Origin of the sequence: Klenkia sp. PcliD-1-E, from assembly GCF_024124375.1 — a bacterium.
Taxonomy (GTDB): Bacteria; Actinomycetota; Actinomycetes; order Mycobacteriales; family Geodermatophilaceae; genus Klenkia.
Window position 1 is genome coordinate 1 of sequence record NZ_JAMXRZ010000093.1, and the last position, 16,888, is coordinate 16,888.

The 16,888-nt window shown below is 74.1% G+C and carries 15 protein-coding genes, 1 tRNA gene and 1 pseudogene; 11 read left to right on the plus strand and 6 right to left on the minus strand.

Annotated elements, in window-relative coordinates; genetic code table 11:
* Positions 1-218: pseudogene (locus NH342_RS16765) on the plus strand (hypothetical protein); the annotation flags it as partial.
* Positions 219-264: 46 nt separating this feature from the next.
* Positions 265-337, plus strand: a tRNA-Ala gene (locus NH342_RS16770).
* 43 nt (positions 338-380) lie between these two features.
* Here NH342_RS16770 and NH342_RS16775 read toward each other — a convergent pair.
* The 4 genes from NH342_RS16775 to NH342_RS16790 form a co-directional block, all read right to left on the minus strand.
* Positions 381-1,169: an enoyl-CoA hydratase/isomerase family protein gene (locus NH342_RS16775; RefSeq protein ID WP_253016403.1), complete on the minus strand. Its 789-nt coding sequence runs from the start codon at positions 1,167-1,169 to the stop codon at positions 381-383.
* A gap of 88 nt (positions 1,170-1,257) precedes the next feature.
* Complete coding sequence (locus NH342_RS16780) at positions 1,258-2,568, minus strand: MFS transporter (RefSeq protein WP_253016405.1); 1,311 nt, start codon at positions 2,566-2,568, stop codon at positions 1,258-1,260.
* 47 nt (positions 2,569-2,615) lie between these two features.
* A complete protein-coding gene (locus NH342_RS16785) occupies positions 2,616-3,041 on the minus strand; it encodes a MarR family transcriptional regulator (RefSeq protein WP_253016407.1) in 426 nt (141 codons plus the stop codon).
* 48 nt (positions 3,042-3,089) lie between these two features.
* Positions 3,090-4,616: a dolichyl-phosphate-mannose--protein mannosyltransferase gene (locus tag NH342_RS16790; protein ID WP_253016409.1), complete on the minus strand. Its 1,527-nt coding sequence runs from the start codon at positions 4,614-4,616 to the stop codon at positions 3,090-3,092.
* Between the two features lie 39 nt (positions 4,617-4,655).
* Here NH342_RS16790 and rsmI point away from each other — a divergent pair, with 39 nt between their 5' ends.
* Positions 4,656-5,489: a 16S rRNA (cytidine(1402)-2'-O)-methyltransferase gene (rsmI, locus tag NH342_RS16795; protein ID WP_253016411.1), complete on the plus strand. Its 834-nt coding sequence runs from the start codon at positions 4,656-4,658 to the stop codon at positions 5,487-5,489.
* Between the two features lie 84 nt (positions 5,490-5,573).
* Here the strand turns inward: rsmI and NH342_RS16800 are convergent, their stop codons facing one another.
* Positions 5,574-6,503, minus strand: a complete 930-nt coding sequence (locus tag NH342_RS16800; protein ID WP_253016413.1) for a DUF559 domain-containing protein — start codon at positions 6,501-6,503, stop codon at positions 5,574-5,576.
* 169 nt (positions 6,504-6,672) lie between these two features.
* On the minus strand, positions 6,673-7,773 hold the full coding sequence (corA, locus tag NH342_RS16805; RefSeq protein WP_253016415.1) for a magnesium/cobalt transporter CorA: 1,101 nt from the start codon (positions 7,771-7,773) through the stop codon (positions 6,673-6,675).
* Positions 7,774-7,878: 105 nt separating this feature from the next.
* Here corA and NH342_RS16810 point away from each other — a divergent pair, with 105 nt between their 5' ends.
* The 8 genes from NH342_RS16810 to NH342_RS16850 all read left to right on the plus strand — a co-directional run.
* Positions 7,879-9,405, plus strand: a complete 1,527-nt coding sequence (locus NH342_RS16810) for an amino acid permease (protein WP_253016418.1) — start codon at positions 7,879-7,881, stop codon at positions 9,403-9,405.
* A 122-nt stretch (positions 9,406-9,527) separates the two neighbouring features.
* On the plus strand, positions 9,528-10,160 hold the full coding sequence (locus tag NH342_RS16815; RefSeq protein ID WP_253016420.1) for a hypothetical protein: 633 nt from the start codon (positions 9,528-9,530) through the stop codon (positions 10,158-10,160).
* A gap of 9 nt (positions 10,161-10,169) precedes the next feature.
* On the plus strand, positions 10,170-11,963 hold the full coding sequence (gene metG, locus NH342_RS16820) for a methionine--tRNA ligase (RefSeq protein WP_253016422.1): 1,794 nt from the start codon (positions 10,170-10,172) through the stop codon (positions 11,961-11,963).
* Positions 11,960-12,832 carry a TatD family hydrolase gene (locus NH342_RS16825; RefSeq protein WP_253016430.1) on the plus strand — a complete coding sequence of 291 codons (873 nt, stop codon included), beginning with the start codon at positions 11,960-11,962 and terminating at the stop codon, positions 12,830-12,832. The genes metG and NH342_RS16825 overlap by 4 nt, the downstream gene beginning before the upstream one ends.
* Positions 12,833-12,931: 99 nt before the next feature.
* On the plus strand, positions 12,932-13,774 hold the full coding sequence (locus NH342_RS16830; protein ID WP_374209481.1) for a hypothetical protein: 843 nt from the start codon (positions 12,932-12,934) through the stop codon (positions 13,772-13,774).
* Between the two features lie 255 nt (positions 13,775-14,029).
* Entirely contained in the window at positions 14,030-15,175 is a 1,146-nt protein-coding gene (locus NH342_RS16835) for a transglycosylase family protein (RefSeq protein WP_308200685.1), read from the plus strand.
* Complete coding sequence (rsmA, locus tag NH342_RS16845; RefSeq protein ID WP_253016426.1) at positions 15,132-16,049, plus strand: 16S rRNA (adenine(1518)-N(6)/adenine(1519)-N(6))-dimethyltransferase RsmA; 918 nt, start codon at positions 15,132-15,134, stop codon at positions 16,047-16,049. The genes NH342_RS16835 and rsmA overlap by 44 nt, the downstream gene beginning before the upstream one ends.
* A gap of 4 nt (positions 16,050-16,053) precedes the next feature.
* Positions 16,054-16,888, plus strand: an 835-nt coding sequence (locus tag NH342_RS16850; protein WP_253016428.1) for a 4-(cytidine 5'-diphospho)-2-C-methyl-D-erythritol kinase, incomplete at its 3' end; no start/stop codon positions are given.

A 16,888-nucleotide genomic window follows, 5' to 3' on the forward strand; every position in this document is an offset into this window, starting at 1 on the left:
CCGCCGTCCCGGCTGCCCGACCGGCGGCGGCGTCCGCACCCGTGCCGAGCCTGCCCCTGGCCCCGGTCCACCCCCTGCGGCCCGGGCGGGTCGTCGCGGCCTCGCACGGCGCCCCGGCGACGGCCGGCTGGCAGCACAGCGCGGTGGTCGGGCTGGACGACGAGGACATCGGGTTCGCCGACATCGACGTCTACGCACCCCGGGCGGCCACCGGCTGACCCTGCGCGGCAGCCGCCGGCCCACGCGGTAGGCTGTCGTGCGCAAGGGGCTGTGGCGCAGTTGGTAGCGCGTCTCGTTCGCAATGAGAAGGCCAGGGGTTCGAATCCCCTCAGCTCCACCCGCACCGCCAGGCCGGGCCCTCGGGCCCGGCCTGAGGCGTTCTACCGGGTCCCGCCGAAGTCCGCGGCCCGCTTGGCGGCGAACGCCGCGATGCCCTCGGCTGCCTCGGCGTCGGCCGCGGACTCCACGATCAGCCGGGCCTCCTCGTCCAGCTGGGCGTCCAGCGTGGTGGTGGCCGCACGCCGCACCAGCCCGCGGGTGCGCACCATCGCCCGCACCGGGCCGGCGGCCACCCGGTGGGCCAGGGCCACGGCCTCCTCGGTGAGCCGGTCGTCGTCGGCCAGCCGGGCGACCAGGCCGACCTGGTGCGCCTCGGCGGCGGTGAGCGTCCCGTTGGTCAGCATGAGGTCCAAGGCCCGCGGGGCCCCCAGGGTGCGGGTCAGCGCCCAGGAGGTACCGCCGTCCGGGGACAGGCCGATGGCCCCGTAGCCGGGCCTCAGCTTGGTCGACCGGGCGCAGACCACCAGGTCGCTGGCACCGACCAGGCCGATGCCGGCGCCGGCCACCGCGCCCTGCACCCCGGTCACCACCGGCACGGGGCAGGTGATCACCGCGCGGATCGCGTCGTGCCACCGGTGCGCGAGCGCACCGATGAAGGCCGCGCGGTCGTCGGCGGCGGCCATGCCGGCCACGTCGCCACCCACGCAGAAACGGGGCCCGTTGCCCAGCAGCAGCACCGCGCGGGTGGCCGCCGGCCGCTGCTCGAGCGCGTCGACCAGGGCGTCGGCCAGGGCCAGGTCGATGGCGTTGCCGGCGTCGGGCCGGTCCAGGACCACCCGCCAGACGTCGCCGTCCACCTCGGTGCTGATCCGTCGCTGCGCTGCGTCCATGCCCGCACCGTAGGACCCCGGGCACGACGGCGCCCCGGGTCCCGGGCGGGTCCCGGGGCGCAGGCGGCGGCCGGTCAGCGGCGGTCGGTCACCGGCGGTGCGTCAGCTCGGCCTCGACCTCGCCGTCGACGGCGGCGGGCGCGCCGCCGAACTCGTCGGCCACCTCGCCGGCGACGTCGTCGGCGGAGCCGGCGGGGTGGCCGTCCTCGTCCAGGCCGGCATCCGCCCGGGTCAGCATGCGGTGCCCGGTCGACAGCACCGCCACCGCGGCGAGCACGGTGGCCGCGCCGACGAAGAACGGCACGTGGATGTCGAAGGCGTCCACCAGCTTGCCGGCGACGAAGGGGGCCAGACCGCCACCCAGGAACCGGACGAAGCCGTAGGCCGCGGACGCGACCGGCCGCTCGACCGGGCTGACCAGCATGACGGCCTGGGTGGTCAGGGTGTTGTTGATGCCGATCGGGATGCCCGCGGCCACGACGCACGCGATGAGCACCCAGCGGGTGTCGGTGAACAAGGCGATCAGCAGCAGCAGGACGGCGAAGAAGGTCAGCGCCCCGTAGAGGCTGCGCGCGGTGCCGAAGCGGGCCTGCAGGCGCGGGGCGCCGGCGACGGAGAACAGCGCCACCAGCAGGCCCCAGCCGAAGAACACGAAACCCAGCTGGATCGCCGAGAGCTCCATCGGGAAGGGCGCGTAGCCCAGCATGGTGAAGAAGCCCCAGTTGTAGAGCAGCGCCGTGATGGCCATGGTCAGCAGCCCGCGGTGGCGCAGCGCCTTCAGCGGTGCCGACAGCGGGGTCGGGTGCGCGGGCTTCGGGGTCGGGTCCAGCAGCACGACGGTCGCGACCAGCGCGATGGCCATGAGCGCGGAGACCCCGAAGAACGGGCCCCGCCAGCTGATCGAGCCGAGCAGGCCGCCGACCAGCGGGCCTGCCGCGATGCCCAGGCCCAGCGCCGCCTCGTAGAGCACGATCGCGCCGGCGAACCCACCCGATGCGCTGGCCACGATGACCGCCAGCGAGGTGGCGATGAACAGCGCGTTGCCCAGGCCCCAGCCGGCGCGGAAGCCGACGATGCCGCCGACGGAGTCGCTCAGGCCGGCGAGGGCGGCGAACACCACGATGATCGCCAGACCCGCGATCAGGGTCTTCTTGGCGCCCAGCCGGCTGGACACCCAGTTGGTGGCGAGCATGGCGACCGCGGTGACCACCAGGTAGCTGGTGAACAGCAGCGTCACCTGGCTGGGCGAGGCGTCCAGCTGGGCGGAGAGGGCGGGCAGGATCGGGTCCACCAGGCCGATGCCCATGAAGCTGACGACGCAGGCGAAGGCCACCGCGTAGACGGCCTTCGGCTGGGCGAACATGCTGGTCTTGCCACTGGCCGCGCCGTGTGCGCTCACCAGGTCACCTCCGTGTCGGGGTCGTGCTCGGGTCGGTGCGGGTCGGTTCAGTGCTGCAGGACGCCGGCCAGCCGGGACAGCGCCGGCAGCGCCGCCTCGATCCGCTCGACGTCGGCGTCGTCCAGGTCGGCCAGCGGTCCGGCGAGCCGGGCGGCGCGCTCGGTCCGCCGGCGGGTCAGCAGGTCGGCGCCGGCGTCGGTGAGGGACAGGACGACGGCGCGCCCGTCGCGCGGGTCCGCTGCGCGGTCGACCAGGCCCTGCCCGGCCAGCCGGGCGATCAGCGCGGTCATGGACGGCTGGCTGACGCCCTCGGTGCTGGCCAGCTCGGTCAACCGGGCGGGGCCGCAGCGCTGCAGGGTGGCCAGGGTCGCGGCGGCGGTGAGGCTGAGGTCGGCGCGGGTACTGGTCAGCTGGCGCAGCCCGACGACGACGTCGTCCAGGCGTGCGGCCAGGTCGGTCCGGTTCTGGTCCACCAGTCCGTTGTACTACTCAACTATGTATTCCACAACGTGGGGCGGGCCTCAGAACCAGGAGGGGAACCACATCCGCTGCACCCACTCGTCGTAGGACAGCGGCTGCCCGGTCAGCACCGGGTAGAAGAAGACGAACGTCAGGGCGACCACGGCCAGGTAGAGGCTGACCGCGCCCAGCCCGAGCTGCCGGCGGAACGGGGTGACCGGTCCGTCGGCGGTGGGCCGGCCCAGCACGTCCTGCAGGGCGAGGGTCACCGCCAGCACGAAGAAGGGCAGCACCGGCGCCATGTAGAAGATGAACATGGTCCGGTCCAGGTTGACGAACCAGGTCAGCCAGCCCGCGGCGATGGCCACCGCCACGGTGATCGCGGCCGGGTCGCGCCGGGCCACGATGCGCCACAGCAACCAGACCATGGCCGGGGCGAAGACCAGCCAGAGCGTGGGGGTCCCGACCATCAGGATGTAGCGGATGACCTGGCCGCCGCCGGCGTCGGTGAGGCCCTGCGGGTTCCACAGCAGGATCGGCCGGCCGTCGACCAGCCACGACCACGGGCCGGACTCCCACGGGTGCGGCGTGGACAGCCCGTTGTGGAACGCCAGCCACTCGCCGTGCATGTGCCACAGGGACCGCAGCGCGCCGGGGACCCACGGGAACGCGGTGTCGGGGTTCTGGTCGGCCCAGTGCCGGCCCTGGGAGTTCTCGCCCAGGAACCAGCCGGTGAAGGTCGCCAGGTAGGTCAGCACCGGCAGGACGGCGAGGGCCCACAGCGCGCCGGGCAGCCCGCGGCGCAGCACGGTGTGGGTGGGGGAGGGGACGCCGGCCTCCCGCCACGCCGCCCGGTCCCAGAACAGCGACAGGACGGCGAAGAAGGCCAGGAACCAGACCCCGGACCACTTCACCCCGGCCGCGCAGCCGAAGAGCACCCCCGCAGCGATCCGCCAGCCCCGTGGGCCGAGCGCGAACCCGCCGGTGAGCGCCCCTGCCGCCCGGACCCGGGCGCGCACCCGGTCCCGGTCGACGACCAGGCAGGCCACGGCGCTGACCACGAGGGCCTGCAGGAAGACGTCGAGCAGGCCGATGCGGCTGATGGTGAACGCGAAGCCGTCCAGCGCCATGAGCAGGCCGGCGACCAGGCCGAGCAGGGTGGAGCCGGTGAGCCGCCGGGTGAGCCGGACCAGGACGACGACCGCCACGGTGCCGGCGACCAGGCTGGGGAAGCGCCACCCGAAGCTGTCGTAGCCGAAGAGCTTGATCCCGCCGGCGATGAGCAGCTTGCCCAGCGGTGGGTGGACGATGAACGTGTAGCCGCGGTTGTACTCGTAGCCCCACTCGAGGATCTCGTTGGCCTCGGGCGGGTAGTAGGCCTCGTCGAAGAGCAGGTCGCCCGGGTAGCTGAGGTCCCACAGCCGGCTGAGGAAGGTGGCGGTCCCCAGCACCGCGGTGAGCACCCACGACAGCACCCGGTCGGTGGGCAGCGGCGGGGTGAGCTGGCGCGCGGGGCGCCGGGGCCGCCGGCGCGGGCGTGCTGCGGGGGCGAGCTCGTCGTCCGTCCGCTCGGGAGCCAGCACCGCCACGCCGCCGAGGGTAGGCGGAGGGTCTGGCAGTCTCGTGCCGTGACGGGTCGGCTGGTCCTCGGTGGCGCGCCCCTGGGGCAGCCCGGCGACGTCGGGCCGCGGCTGCGCGCGGCGATGGCGTCGGCCGACGTCCTCGCCTGCGAGGACACCCGGCGGCTGCACCGGCTCGCCCAGGACCTCGAGGTCACCTTCACCGGCCGGGTGGTGACCTTCCACGAGACGGTCGAGGCCTCACGGCTGCCGGGCCTGGTGGCCGCGATGCGGGCCGGGCAGACCGTGCTGCTGCTCACCGACGCCGGCATGCCGTCGGTGTCCGACCCGGGTTACACGCTGGTGCGCGCGGCGGTCGAGGCGGGCGTCGAGGTGACGTCGGTGCCCGGCCCCTCGGCGGTCACCACGGCGCTGGCCGTCTCGGGGCTGCCCTGCGACCGGTTCTGCTTCGAGGGGTTCGTGCCCCGCAAGGGCCGCCGGACGGCGTTCACCGCCCTGGCCGCCGAGCCGCGGACGATGGTGTTCTTCGAGTCCCCGCACCGGCTCGCCGACGCCCTGGCCGACGCCGCCGCCGTCCTCGGTCCCGACCGGGAGGCGGTGGTGTGCCGGGAGCTGACCAAGACCCACGAGGAGGTCGTGCGCGGGTCGCTGGGCTCGCTGGCCGCCTGGGCCGCCGACGGGGTGCGCGGCGAGATCACCCTCGTGGTCGCCGGCGCCCCCGCCGGGCCTGCCGACCTGACGCCGGCCGAGATCGCCGCCGAGGTGGCCCGCGAGGAGGCCGCGGGGGAGACCCGCAAGGACGCCATCCGCGCGGTCGTGGCCCGCACCGGCCTGCCCAAGCGCGTCGTGTTCGACGCCGTCGTCGCCGCGAAGGACACCTGACCCGGGTCGGTCCCGGGCGCACCAGGTATCGGAAGCTCTACCCCGTCGCGGCGGGCCGCAGGACCAGGTGACGCTTCCGATACCTCAGGCGGTTCGCAGCTGGGACACGCGTGTGCGGTAGACGGCCAGGACCTTCGCGCGGACGCCGTCCGGGTCGCGCAGGACCTCGGCGTAGGTGAAGCGGAGGACGAGCCAGCCCATCGTCGCGAACAGTGCGTCACGCGCCAGGTCGTCCGCGCGCCGCTCGGGGGAGGTGTGGAAGGCCGCCCCGTCCAGCTCGACCGCGAGCATCGCCTCCTCCCATGCGCGGTCGTGGTGGCGGGTGATGCCGTCCGGGCACCGGACCGCCAGCTGGCCCCGACTGCGCGGGAGCGAGGGGTGCCGGAACACGCGGAGCACACCCAGCGCCTCGAGCTCGCTGCGGACGCCGTCGGCGACCAGGTCGACGGCCACCACCAGCTCGCGGTGCCCGCCGATGTTCGGTCGCCGTGCGGCAGCCCGGTGGAGCGCGCCGGCGTCCACGCCCCGGTCGCGCACCGCGTCCACCAGCACCGGACGTCGCTCCGCCCGGGGGAGCAGCGGCCAGGAGTCGACCAGGCTGTCCGCGAGCGTGGTCACGGGCAGGCCCCGCACCGAGGTCCGGTCGGCCGTCGCGAGGTCGACCCGCCGGTGGACGGCCAGGTCGCGGTTGCCGGCCCGGCGCCGGGTCTCGTCGATCGTCAGGTGCACGGGCCCGGTGTGCTCCCGGACGCCGTGGACGGCCAGGGCCGTGGTGTGGCTGAGCAACGCCGGGGCGCCGGCGCACAGGACGGCAGCGCGGAGCCGTCGATCACCCGTCGCCGGGTTGCCGCGCGCCGTGTAGACGTGGGGGAAGACCCGGCGCAGCCGCCCGCTGGCCACGTAGCCGTCGACGACACCGACGGGCGCGACGCGGAGGAGGTCCCGCCGGGTCGCGAGCCCGTGCTGGCCCTTGAGCAGCCGGTCGATGCGGGTGGGCCAGTCCTCGTCGGTCACCAGCGCAGGGTCGGGCCTTCCCGGCGGCTGCAGGGACGTCGAGGCAGATCTGTGGATGAACGCCCGCTGTCCACAACCTGCGGTATCGGAAGCTCTACCCCGTCGAGGGCGGCCGATGACCGGGGTAGAGCTTCCGATACCTGGGGAAAGCGGGGCGGGCGGGGGCGGGCTACAGCCAGCCGGTGCGTTTGAAGGCGCGCCAGAGCAGGCCGCAGGACACGGCCATCACCAGCAGCACCAGTGGGTAGCCGAAGGGCCACTCCAGCTCGGGCATGTGCCTGAAGTTCATCCCGTAGATGCCGGCGATCGCGGTGGGGACGGCGACGATGCCCGCCCAGGCGCTGATCTTGCGCATGTCCTCGTTGTCCGACAGCGACGTGCGGGCCAGGGAGGCCTGCAGGATCGAGGAGAGCAGCTCGTCGAGGGCCGCGACCTGGTCGCGCACCCGCAGCGTGTGGTCCTGCACGTCGCGGAAGTAGGACCGCATCGCGTCGGGGACGCCCTCCACCTGCCGCTCGGCGAGGGCGTGCAGCGGCAGGTCCAGCGGGGTGACCGCGCGGCGCAGCTGCATCAGCTCCCGCTTGAGCTGGTAGAGCCGGGGGACGTCGTCGGTGCGCTGGGGGGAGAACACCGATGCCTCCAGCTCGTCGACGTCCTCCTCGACGCTGGCCGCGACCTCCACGAAGGCGTCGACCACCTGGTCGGCGACGGCGTACAGGACGGCGGAGGGCCCGTGGCAGAGCAGGTCGGCCTGGTCGTCCAGCCGCGCCCGCAGCTCGGCCAGCCCCCCGTGCTGACCGTGCCGCACCGTGATGACGTGGTGCGGGCCGAGGAAGACCATGACCTCGCCGGTGTCGACCACCTCGCTGGTGGCGGTCAACTGCTCGTGCTCGATGTACTTGGCGGTCTTGAGCACCATGAACAGGCCGTCGTCGTACTGGTCGACCTTGGGCCGCTGGTGGGCGTACACCGCGTCCTCGACGGCGAGCGGGTGCAGGCCGTACTCCTCGGCGATCGGGGCGAACTCGGTCTCGGTGGGCTCGTGCAGACCCAGCCAGACGAAGCCGTCCCGCTCCCTGGCCACCCGCAGCGCGTCCCGGGGGTCGACGTCGGGGACCCGGTGGCCGTCGACGTAGACCCCGCACCCGACGACCGCCCCGCCCGAGGGCCGCCGGGGCGGCGGGTGCAGCGGCTGGCCGGCCGGGCGGGGGGCCGGGCGCGGCAGGGGCAACCTCCTGCGGGAGGCGGTGCCGGAGTCGGTGCTCACCATCGGTCCCTCCGTTGCGGTCGAGGTCGCGAGCCTAGGCGTGCGGGGGAGGGTGACCCGTGGCACGCTCCGCTCACCATCGGTGATCACGGATCAGGGGGCACGCAGATGACCGTCGCGAACGGCCGGCGCGTCAAGAGCGTCGAGGACTCCATCGCCGACACCGAGGAGCCCGAGCACCAGCTCAAGAAGAACCTGTCGGGCCTGGACCTCACGGTCTTCGGCGTCGGCGTCATCATCGGCACCGGCATCTTCGTGCTCACCGGCGAGGTCGCGCAGACCACCGCCGGACCGGCCGTGGCCATCTCCTTCGTCATCGCCGGCGTCGTCTGCGGGCTGGCCGCCCTCTGCTACGCCGAGTTCGCCTCCACCGTGCCGGTGGCCGGGTCGGCCTACACGTTCTCCTACGCGACCTTCGGCGAGCTGATCGCCTGGATCATCGGCTGGGACCTCGTGCTGGAGCTCGCCCTGGGCGCCGCCACGGTGAGCGTCGGCTGGTCGGGCTACCTCAACCAGCTGCTCAGCGACATCGGCATCGGCCTGCCCGAGTCGATCGCCGGCGAGACGGCGCGGTTCAACATCCCGGCCATCTTCATCGCCCTGGTGATGACCGGCGTGCTCATCCTGGGCATCAAGCTGTCCTCGCGGATCACCTCGATCATCGTGGCGATCAAGGTCGTCATCGTCCTGCTCGTCATCGTGGTCGGCGTCTTCTACGTCAAGGCCGCCAACTTCAGCCCGTTCATCCCCCCGACCCAGCCCGCCGAGGGTGGTGGCTCGGGCCTGACCCAGCCGTTCATCCAGCTGCTCACCGGCTTCGCCCCGGCCAGCTTCGGCGTCGAGGGCGTCATCGCCGGTGCGGCGATCGTGTTCTTCGCCTTCATCGGCTTCGACATCGTCGCCACCGCGGCCGAGGAGACCAAGGACCCGGCCAAGGACCTGCCGCGCGGCATCTTCGGCTCGCTGGCCGTCTGCACGATCCTGTACGTGCTGGTCAGCCTGGTCGTGGTCGGCATGCAGAACTACACCGAGCTGAACGCCTCCGCCCCGCTGGCCGGGGCGTTCTCCAGCGTCGGGCTGCCGTTCTTCGCCGGGATCATCTCGGTGGGCGCGCTGGCCGGCCTCACCAGCGTGGTGATGATCCTGCTGCTGGGCCAGTCGCGGGTGCTGTTCGCGATGAGCCGGGACCACCTGCTGCCCCCGGGCCTGGCCAAGGTGCACCCCACCTACGGCACGCCCTACCGGATCACCCTCATCACCGGCGGGGTCGTGGCGGTCATGGCCGGGCTGATCCCGCTGGGCACCCTCGCCGAGCTGGTCAACATCGGGACGCTGTTCGCGTTCGTGCTGGTCAGCATCGGGGTGGTCGTGCTGCGCCGCACCCGTCCCGAGCTGCCGCGGGCCTTCCGGGTCCCGCTCATGCCGGTGCTGCCGATCGTGGCCGCGCTGGCCAGCTTCTACCTCATGCTCAACCTGCCGACCGACACCTGGATCCGGTTCGCCGTCTGGATGGCCATCGGTGTGGCGGTCTACTACCTCTACGGCCGCAAGCACAGCAGGTTGGCCAAGGGTGGCGACCACGACCACAGCGTGGAGACCGGGGACGGCACCGCGGGGCAGCGCCCGCGCAGCTGACCCGGCCCGGCCGGCGGGGCCGTCTCACCCCCAGGGGTGAGGCGGCCCCGCCGACGTCTGCGGACCCGCGCCCGGCGGGACGACCTCCTCGGTGACCACCCGTCGCCGTCCAGGGAGTCCCCGTGTCCAGCACCGCCGTCGCGCTGCCCCGGGTGCCGCGCACCCCGACCGCCGGGCGCCGCCGCCCGCCGGCCGCCGTGCTCGCCGTCGGTGCGCTGTGCGTGGTGGAGGCGGTGGCGCTGCTCGCGCTGGGCCTGACCTCTCTGGACGCGCTCTGGGGCGACGGCCTGCGCCCGCCCGGGGCCCTGGTGGCCGGGACGCTCGTCGGCCTGGCCGCGTGGGTGGTGCTGGTCGCCGCCGGCGGGGCCTGCCTGGTCGACGGCGCGGGCCACCGGCTCCTCGTGGGCGTCTCGGTCGGGGAGCTCGTCGTCCTGGCCGTGCTCGCCGTCGGCGGGGTCGGCGGTGGCGTGCGCCAGGTCGAGCTGGCCGGGCACGTGGTCGCGTTGTCCGCCGTCGCGGTGACCGCCGCCGTCGTCCCGCTGGCCAAGCTGCTGCTGGGCACCACCCCGGTGGCCGGCACCTGGACGGCGGCCACCCGCCGCCCGGTCCGTGCCCCGCGACCGCCGCTGGCGCACCGCCGCGCCCGGGCGGCCACGCTGCTCGTCATCGCCGCGGTGCTCACCGCGGTCGCGCTCACCGGGCAGCCCTCGCCCACCGCCACCGCACCCACGAACGCGGTCGACAGCGCTCACTAGTCTCGTGCCGTGAGTGATCGGCACATCCTGACCGCGGTCGCCTGGCCCTACGCCAACGGCCCCCGGCACATCGGCCACGTCTCGGGCTTCGGTGTCCCGTCCGACGTCTTCAGCCGGTACCAGCGGATGGCCGGCAACAAGGTGCTCATGGTCAGCGGCACCGACGAGCACGGCACCCCGATCACCGTCGCCGCCGACGCCGAGGGCGTCCCGCCCCAGGAGATCGCCGACCGGAACAACCGGATCATCGTCGGCGACCTGACCGGTCTCGGGCTCAGCTACGACCTGTTCACCCGGACGACGACCGCCAACCACGCCGCGGTCAGCCAGGAGATCTTCCTGGGCCTGCTGAAGAACGGCTACGTCTTCCCGCAGACCACGCTCGGCGCGATCAGCCCCTCGACCGGGCGCACGCTGCCCGACCGCTACATCGAGGGCACCTGCCCGATCTGCGGCTACGACGGCGCCCGCGGCGACCAGTGCGACAACTGCGGCAACCAGCTCGACCCGGTCGACCTGGTCAACCCGGTCAGCAAGATCAACGGCGAGACGCCGAGGTTCGTGGAGAGCGAGCACTGGTTCCTCGACCTGCCCGCCTTCGCCAAGGCGCTGGGCGACTGGCTGGGGACCAGGAAGAGCTGGCGGCCCAACGTCCTCAACTTCAGCGTCAACCTGCTCGAGGACCTCAAGCCGCGCAGCTACACCCGCGACATCGACTGGGGGATCCGCATCCCGCTGCCCGACTGGCGCGACCGCGACGACAAGCGGATCTACGTCTGGTTCGACGCCGTCGTGGGCTACCTGTCGGCGTCGATCGAGTGGGCCCGCCGCTCGGGTGACCCCGAGGCCTGGCGGCAGTGGTGGCAGAGCCCGGACGCCGACGCCTACTACTTCATGGGCAAGGACAACATCGTCTTCCACGCCGAGATCTGGCCCGCGCAGCTGCTGGGCTACAACGGCGCCGGGGACAAGGGCGGCACCCCGGGGTCCTACGGTGCGCTGAACCTGCCCACCGAGGTGGTCTCCAGCGAGTTCCTGACGATGGAGGGCAGGAAGTTCTCCTCCTCGCGCCGGGTGGTCATCTACGTCCGCGACTTCCTGGAACGCTACGACGCCGACGCGCTGCGCTACTTCATCGCCGTCGCCGGCCCGGAGAACCAGGACACGGACTTCACCTGGGCGGAGTTCCGCCGCCGCAACAACGACGAGCTGGTGGCCGGCTGGGGCAACCTGGTCAACCGGTCGATCTCGATGGCGGCCAAGAACGTCGGTGCCGTCCCGCAGCCCGGCGACCTGACCGACGCCGACCGTGACCTGCTGGCGACGACGTCGGGTGCCTTCGGCACGGTCGGCGAGCTGCTGGGCCGCAACCGGCAGAAGGCCGCGATCAACGAGGCCATGCGGGTGGTCGGCGAGGCGAACAAGTACCTCTCGGACCAGGCGCCGTGGAAGCTCAAGGAGGACCCGGCCCGCCGGGACTCGGTGCTGTTCAGCGCTCTGCAGGCGATCAAGGACTGCAACGGCCTGCTGTCGCCGTTCCTGCCGCACGCCGCGCAGCAGGTGCACGAGCTGCTCGGCGGCGAGGGCACCTGGTCGGTCGCGCCGCGGGTCGAGGAGGTCACCGACCTCGACGACGGCCGCCCGTACCCGGTGATCACCGGGGACTACGGGGCGGGGCAGGCGGTCTGGGCCTCGGTCCCGATCGCCCCCGGGACGCCGCTGCAGGCCCCGAAGCCGGTCTTCACCAAGCTCGACGAGTCGATCGTGGACGAGGAGCTCCGCCGGTTCGAGGAGGGGTCCTGAGCCGCTCCGCGTCCTCGCGGGCGAACAGGCGGGGCGAACCCCCTCCGTCCCCGGAGCCGCTGCCGGCCCCGGCGCTGGACAGCCACACCCACCTCGACATCGCCGTCGGCGGGGAGGGCCGGCTGCCCCGGGACGCCGAGGTGGACGCCGAGGTCGCGGCGGCGGCTGCGGTCGGCATCACGCGACTGGTGCAGGTGGGGGTCGACGTCGTCAGCTCCCGGTGGTCGGCCGAGCTGGCCGCCCGGCACCCGTCGGTGCTCGCGGCGGTCGCGCTGCACCCCAACGAGGCCGGGGCCGGCGGGGCGACGCCCGAGGCGCTGGCCGAGGTCGACCGGCTGGCGGCCGAGCCCCGGGTGCGGGCGGTGGGGGAGACGGGTCTGGACCGGTTCCGCACCGGCCCCGAGGGGTGGGACGCCCAGGAGGAGTCGTTCCGGGCGCACATCGCGATCGCCAAGCGGCACGGCATCGCCCTGGTCATCCACGACCGGGACGCGCACGGGGAGATCCTGCGGGTGCTCGACGACGAGGGGCTGCCGGAGCACACCGTGTTCCACTGCTTCTCCGGCGACGCCGCGTTCGCCCGGCAGTGCCTGGACCGGGGTGCGGTGCTGTCCTTCGCCGGGACGCTGACCTTCGGCAACGCCGGCTACCTCCGCGAGGCCGCCGCGATCGCCCCGGTCGACCAGCTGCTGGTCGAGACCGACAGCCCCTTCCTGACCCCGGTCCCGCACCGAGGCAGGCCGAACGCCTCGAGGCTCGTCCCCCACACCGTCCGCGCCCTGGCCGAGGTGACGGGCACCGAACTGGAGAGCCTCTGCAACTCGCTGACGGCAACAGCGGAGCGAGTCTTCGGCCCCTGGCAGGACTGAGCGCCGACGAGGGGGGCCGGAGGCTCCCCGAGGAGCGCCCGCGGGGCTCCGACCAGCAGGGGAACGCGACGTGGCCGCGGTGGAGCCCGAAGGGCGACAATGGGCACCGTGGGTCGCCTCATCGCCGTCGTGCTGTTCGTCGCCGTGATGGTGCCGTCGGGGCTGCTGGCCCGGGCGTGGGCCAGGGCCGCCGACCGCCGCCTCGTGGCGTCCGGGTCGGTCGAGCTCGTGCCGCCGTCCGAGGCCGGTGCGGCCGTGCTCACCCGGCAGGCGCGGCACGGGCGGCGGGTGCGCCAGCTGGGCTTCGTGCTGGGCCTGGTGCTCGTGGGCGTCAGCGTGGCCGCGTTCGCGGAGGCGTCGGTGTTCCTCTGGCTGCCGGCGCTGGTGACGGGTCTGCTGGCCGGGGTCCTGCTGGCCGAGGCGACGCGCCCCCGGCCGCGGTGGGCGACCGGGTCGCGCCGCCCGCGGCGGAGCGAGCAGATGTCGCCGTGGCTGCTGTGGACGATGCGTGGCGCGGTCGTGGGGGAGCTGGCCGCCGCATCGCTCCTGTGGCAGGCGGGTTCCCTGCGCCAGGGGGTGGCGGTGGCCGCGCTGGTGGCGCCGGCGGCGGCGTGGGTGCTGGCCGAGGTCGCGCTGCTGCGCCTCGTGGTGCGTCCGCTGGCCGCCGAGGGGGCCGACGTCCCGGTCGACGAGGCGCTGCGGACCTGGAGCGCGCACCTGGTGGTGGCTGCGTCCAGCACGGTCGCACTGCTGCCGCTGGGGGCGCTGCTGCTGGTGGCCGGGGTGGACCTGGGCGACCGGGTGACCGACGGGGTGGACCTGCTGCCGGTGGCGCTGGTCGCCGGCGGCTTCTCGGCGATCACCGCGGGTCTGGCCGTGGCCTGGTTCCTGGTGACCTGGTTGCGCCCGGTCCGTCGCTCGGCCCCTGCGCTGGCGGGCTGATCCCCGGCCCGGGACGGGCCGAGCCAGTTCACACCGTGACGCTGGTCACACCACCGAGCGCGACGGTCCACCCAGGTCAGCGGGGAATCAGTGACGCGTGGTGTCGGCGTGGCTACTCCGTGTCGACTCATCGACCTGTTTCGATCACCTCAGCAGCCCGGCTGCGCGTACGTCGTTCGTTATCGTGTCGTGACCGACCCGTCGGGGCGGGGGCCTGATCCCCCCGCCCGGGCCCCCGTGACCCGTGGATGTGCCGTGCCTCGAACGCTCAAGCTCTCGCTCTTCGCCCTCGTCCTCGTGGGCCTCGTCGGCGGTTCCTTCGCCTTCGTCCTGGCCCAGAAGTCGGTGACCCTCACCATCGACGGCGAGTCGCGGGAGGTCTCCACCTACGCCGACACCGCCGGCGAGGTCCTGGCCGACGAGGACGTCGCCGTCTCGCCGGACGACGTGCTCCTGCCCTCGGCCGGCAGCCGCGTCGACGACGGCGACACCGTCGTCCTCAACCGGGCCCGCCCGCTGCAGCTCACCGTCGACGGCGTCACCACCACGGTGACCACGACGGCCCTGTCGGTCGACGAGGCCCTGGACCAGCTCGGCTACCGCGGCGACGGCCTGGTGCTCTCGGCCTCCCGCAGCGAGCGGGTGCCGCTGGACGGCATGGCCCTGCAGGTCACCACCCCGAAGACCGTCACCCTGGTCGCCGACGGCGCGACCCGCGACGTCACCACCACCGCCGGCACCGCCGGCGAGCTGCTCGCCGAGCAGGGCCTCACCCTGTCCCAGACCGACCGGATGAGCCTGTACCCGACCACCCCGCTGATGGACCGGATGGTGCTGCAGGTCTGGCGGGTGCAGGTCAGCGAGGTCACCGAGCAGCAGTCGATCGACTACCAGACCGTCGAGACCCAGGACCCGGACGCCACCGTGGGCACCCGCACGGTGACCACCGAGGGCGTCGAGGGCTCGCAGACGGTGACCTTCACCGTCACCACCACCGACGGCGTCGAGACCTCCCGCGTGCAGACCGGCGTCACCGTGAACCAGGCCCCCGTCGACGAGCAGGTCAGCGTCGGCACCAAGCCCCGTCCGGCCCCGGCGGCACCGGCCCCGTCCAACGGCGGCGGCAACACCGGCGCCTCGGCCCCGGCGTCCACCAGCGGGCTGAACTGGGACGCCCTGGCCCGCTGCGAGGCCGGCGGCAACTGGTCGATCAACACCGGCAACGGCTACTACGGCGGGCTGCAGTACAACATCTCGACGTGGAACGCCTACGGCGGCGGCGAGTTCGCCTCCCGCCCGGACCTCGCCACCCGGGAGCAGCAGATCGCCGTCGGCGAGCGGACCTACGCCGCCCGCGGTGCCTCGCCGTGGCCGTCGTGCGGCTCCCGCCTGTTCAGCTGACCCGCTGAGCACCGCCGCCGACGCAGGCGACGGGCTGCTGGGCCCCGCGGAGATCCGCCGGCTGGCCCAGCAGCTCGACCTGCGGCCCACCAAGCAGCTCGGGCAGAACTTCCTGCACGACGCCAACACCATCCGCCGCATCGTGCGCACCGCGCAGCTGCGCCCGGACGACGTGGTCTGCGAGATCGGGCCGGGTCTGGGGTCGTTGACGCTGGGCCTGCTCCCGGCCGCCGACCGGGTCGTCGCCGTCGAGGTCGACCCCCGGCTGGCCGACCAGCTTCCCCGGACGGCGGCCGACCGCGCACCGCAGCTGGCCGAGCGGCTGACCGTGGTCACGGCCGACGCGATGCGGGTCACCGAGCTGCCCGGGCCGCCGCCCACGGCCCTGGTGGCCAACCTGCCCTACAACATCTCCGTCCCGGTGCTGCTGCACTTCCTGGAGACCTTCCCGACGCTGCGCACCGCGCTGGTGCTCGTGCAGCTCGAGGTCGCCGAGCGGCTGGCTGCCGCACCCGGCAGCGACGCCTACGGGGTCCCCAGCGTCAAGGCAGCCTGGTACGCCGACGTGCGGCGGGCCGGTGCGGTGGGCCGCCCGGTCTTCTGGCCGGTGCCCAACGTCGACTCCGGGCTGGTGCGGCTGACCCGCCGCGAGCCGCCGCCCGGTGACCGCAGGGCGACCTTCGCCGTCGTCGACGCCGCCTTCGCCACCCGGCGCAAGGGGCTGCGCGCCGCCCTGGCCGGCTGGGCCGGGAGCCCGGCCGCCGCGGAGACCCGGCTGCGGGCCGCGGGCATCGACCCCACCTGGCGCGGCGAGCGGCTGGGCATCGGGGACTTCGCCCGGCTCGCCGCGACCGACCCGGTCGGGGCAGGCTGAGCCGGTGCCGCACTCGACCTCCGGTGGCCCCGGGCGCATCCACGGCGACGGGTCGGTCACGGCGCACGCCCCGGCCAAGGTCAACGTCCACCTCGGCGTCGGCCCGCTGCGCGCCGACGGGTTCCACGAGCTGACCACCGTCTACCTGGCGGTGTCGCTGCTGGACTCGGTGACCGTGTGGCCCGACGACGGCCTGTCGGTGACCGTCACCGGCGAGGGCGCCGACGGCTCGGTGCCCACCGACTCCCGCAACCTCGTCTGGCAGGCCGCCGAGCTGCTCGCCCGGCACGCCGGCGTGCCCGCCGACGCCGCCCTGCACGTCGACAAGTCGATACCGGCGGCCGCCGGGCTGGCCGGGGGCTCCGCCGACGCCGCGGCGGCGCTGGTCGCCCTCGACGCCCTGTGGGGCACGCACTGCACCCGCGGCGACCTGGCCGGCCTGGCCGCCCGGCTCGGCAGCGACGTCCCCTTCAGCCTGGTCGGGGGCACCGCGCTGGGGACCGGCCGTGGGGAGCAGCTCTCGCCCGTGCTCTCCCGGCACCGCACCGACTGGGTGCTGGGCATCGCCGGCGACGGGCTGTCCACGCCGACGGTCTACCGGGAGCTCGACCGGCTGCGGGAGGGCGGCGACCTGCCGCCGACCTCGGTCGCCGGCCCGGCCGACGACGTCCTCACCGCGCTGCGCGGCGGCGACGCGGACGAGCTGGCCGCGGTGCTCGCCAACGACCTGCAGGCCCCGGCGGTGCACCTGCGCCCGGACCTGCGGCGCGCGATCGCCGCGATGACCGCGGCCGGCTGCCTGGGCGTGCTGGTCAGCGGGTCCGGGCCCACCGTGGCCG

Excerpts from the sequence above, each read along its gene's own strand:
- NH342_RS16775 (WP_253016403.1), bottom strand. The coding sequence starts at position 1,169 with ATGGACGCAGCGCAGCGACGGATCAGCACCGAGGTGGACGGCGACGTC.
- corA (WP_253016415.1), bottom strand. The coding sequence starts at position 7,773 with ATGGTGAGCACCGACTCCGGCACCGCCTCCCGCAGGAGGTTGCCCCTG.
- NH342_RS16810 (WP_253016418.1), top strand. The coding sequence starts at position 7,879 with ATGACCGTCGCGAACGGCCGGCGCGTCAAGAGCGTCGAGGACTCCATC.
- NH342_RS16830 (WP_374209481.1), top strand. The coding sequence starts at position 12,932 with ATGGGCACCGTGGGTCGCCTCATCGCCGTCGTGCTGTTCGTCGCCGTG.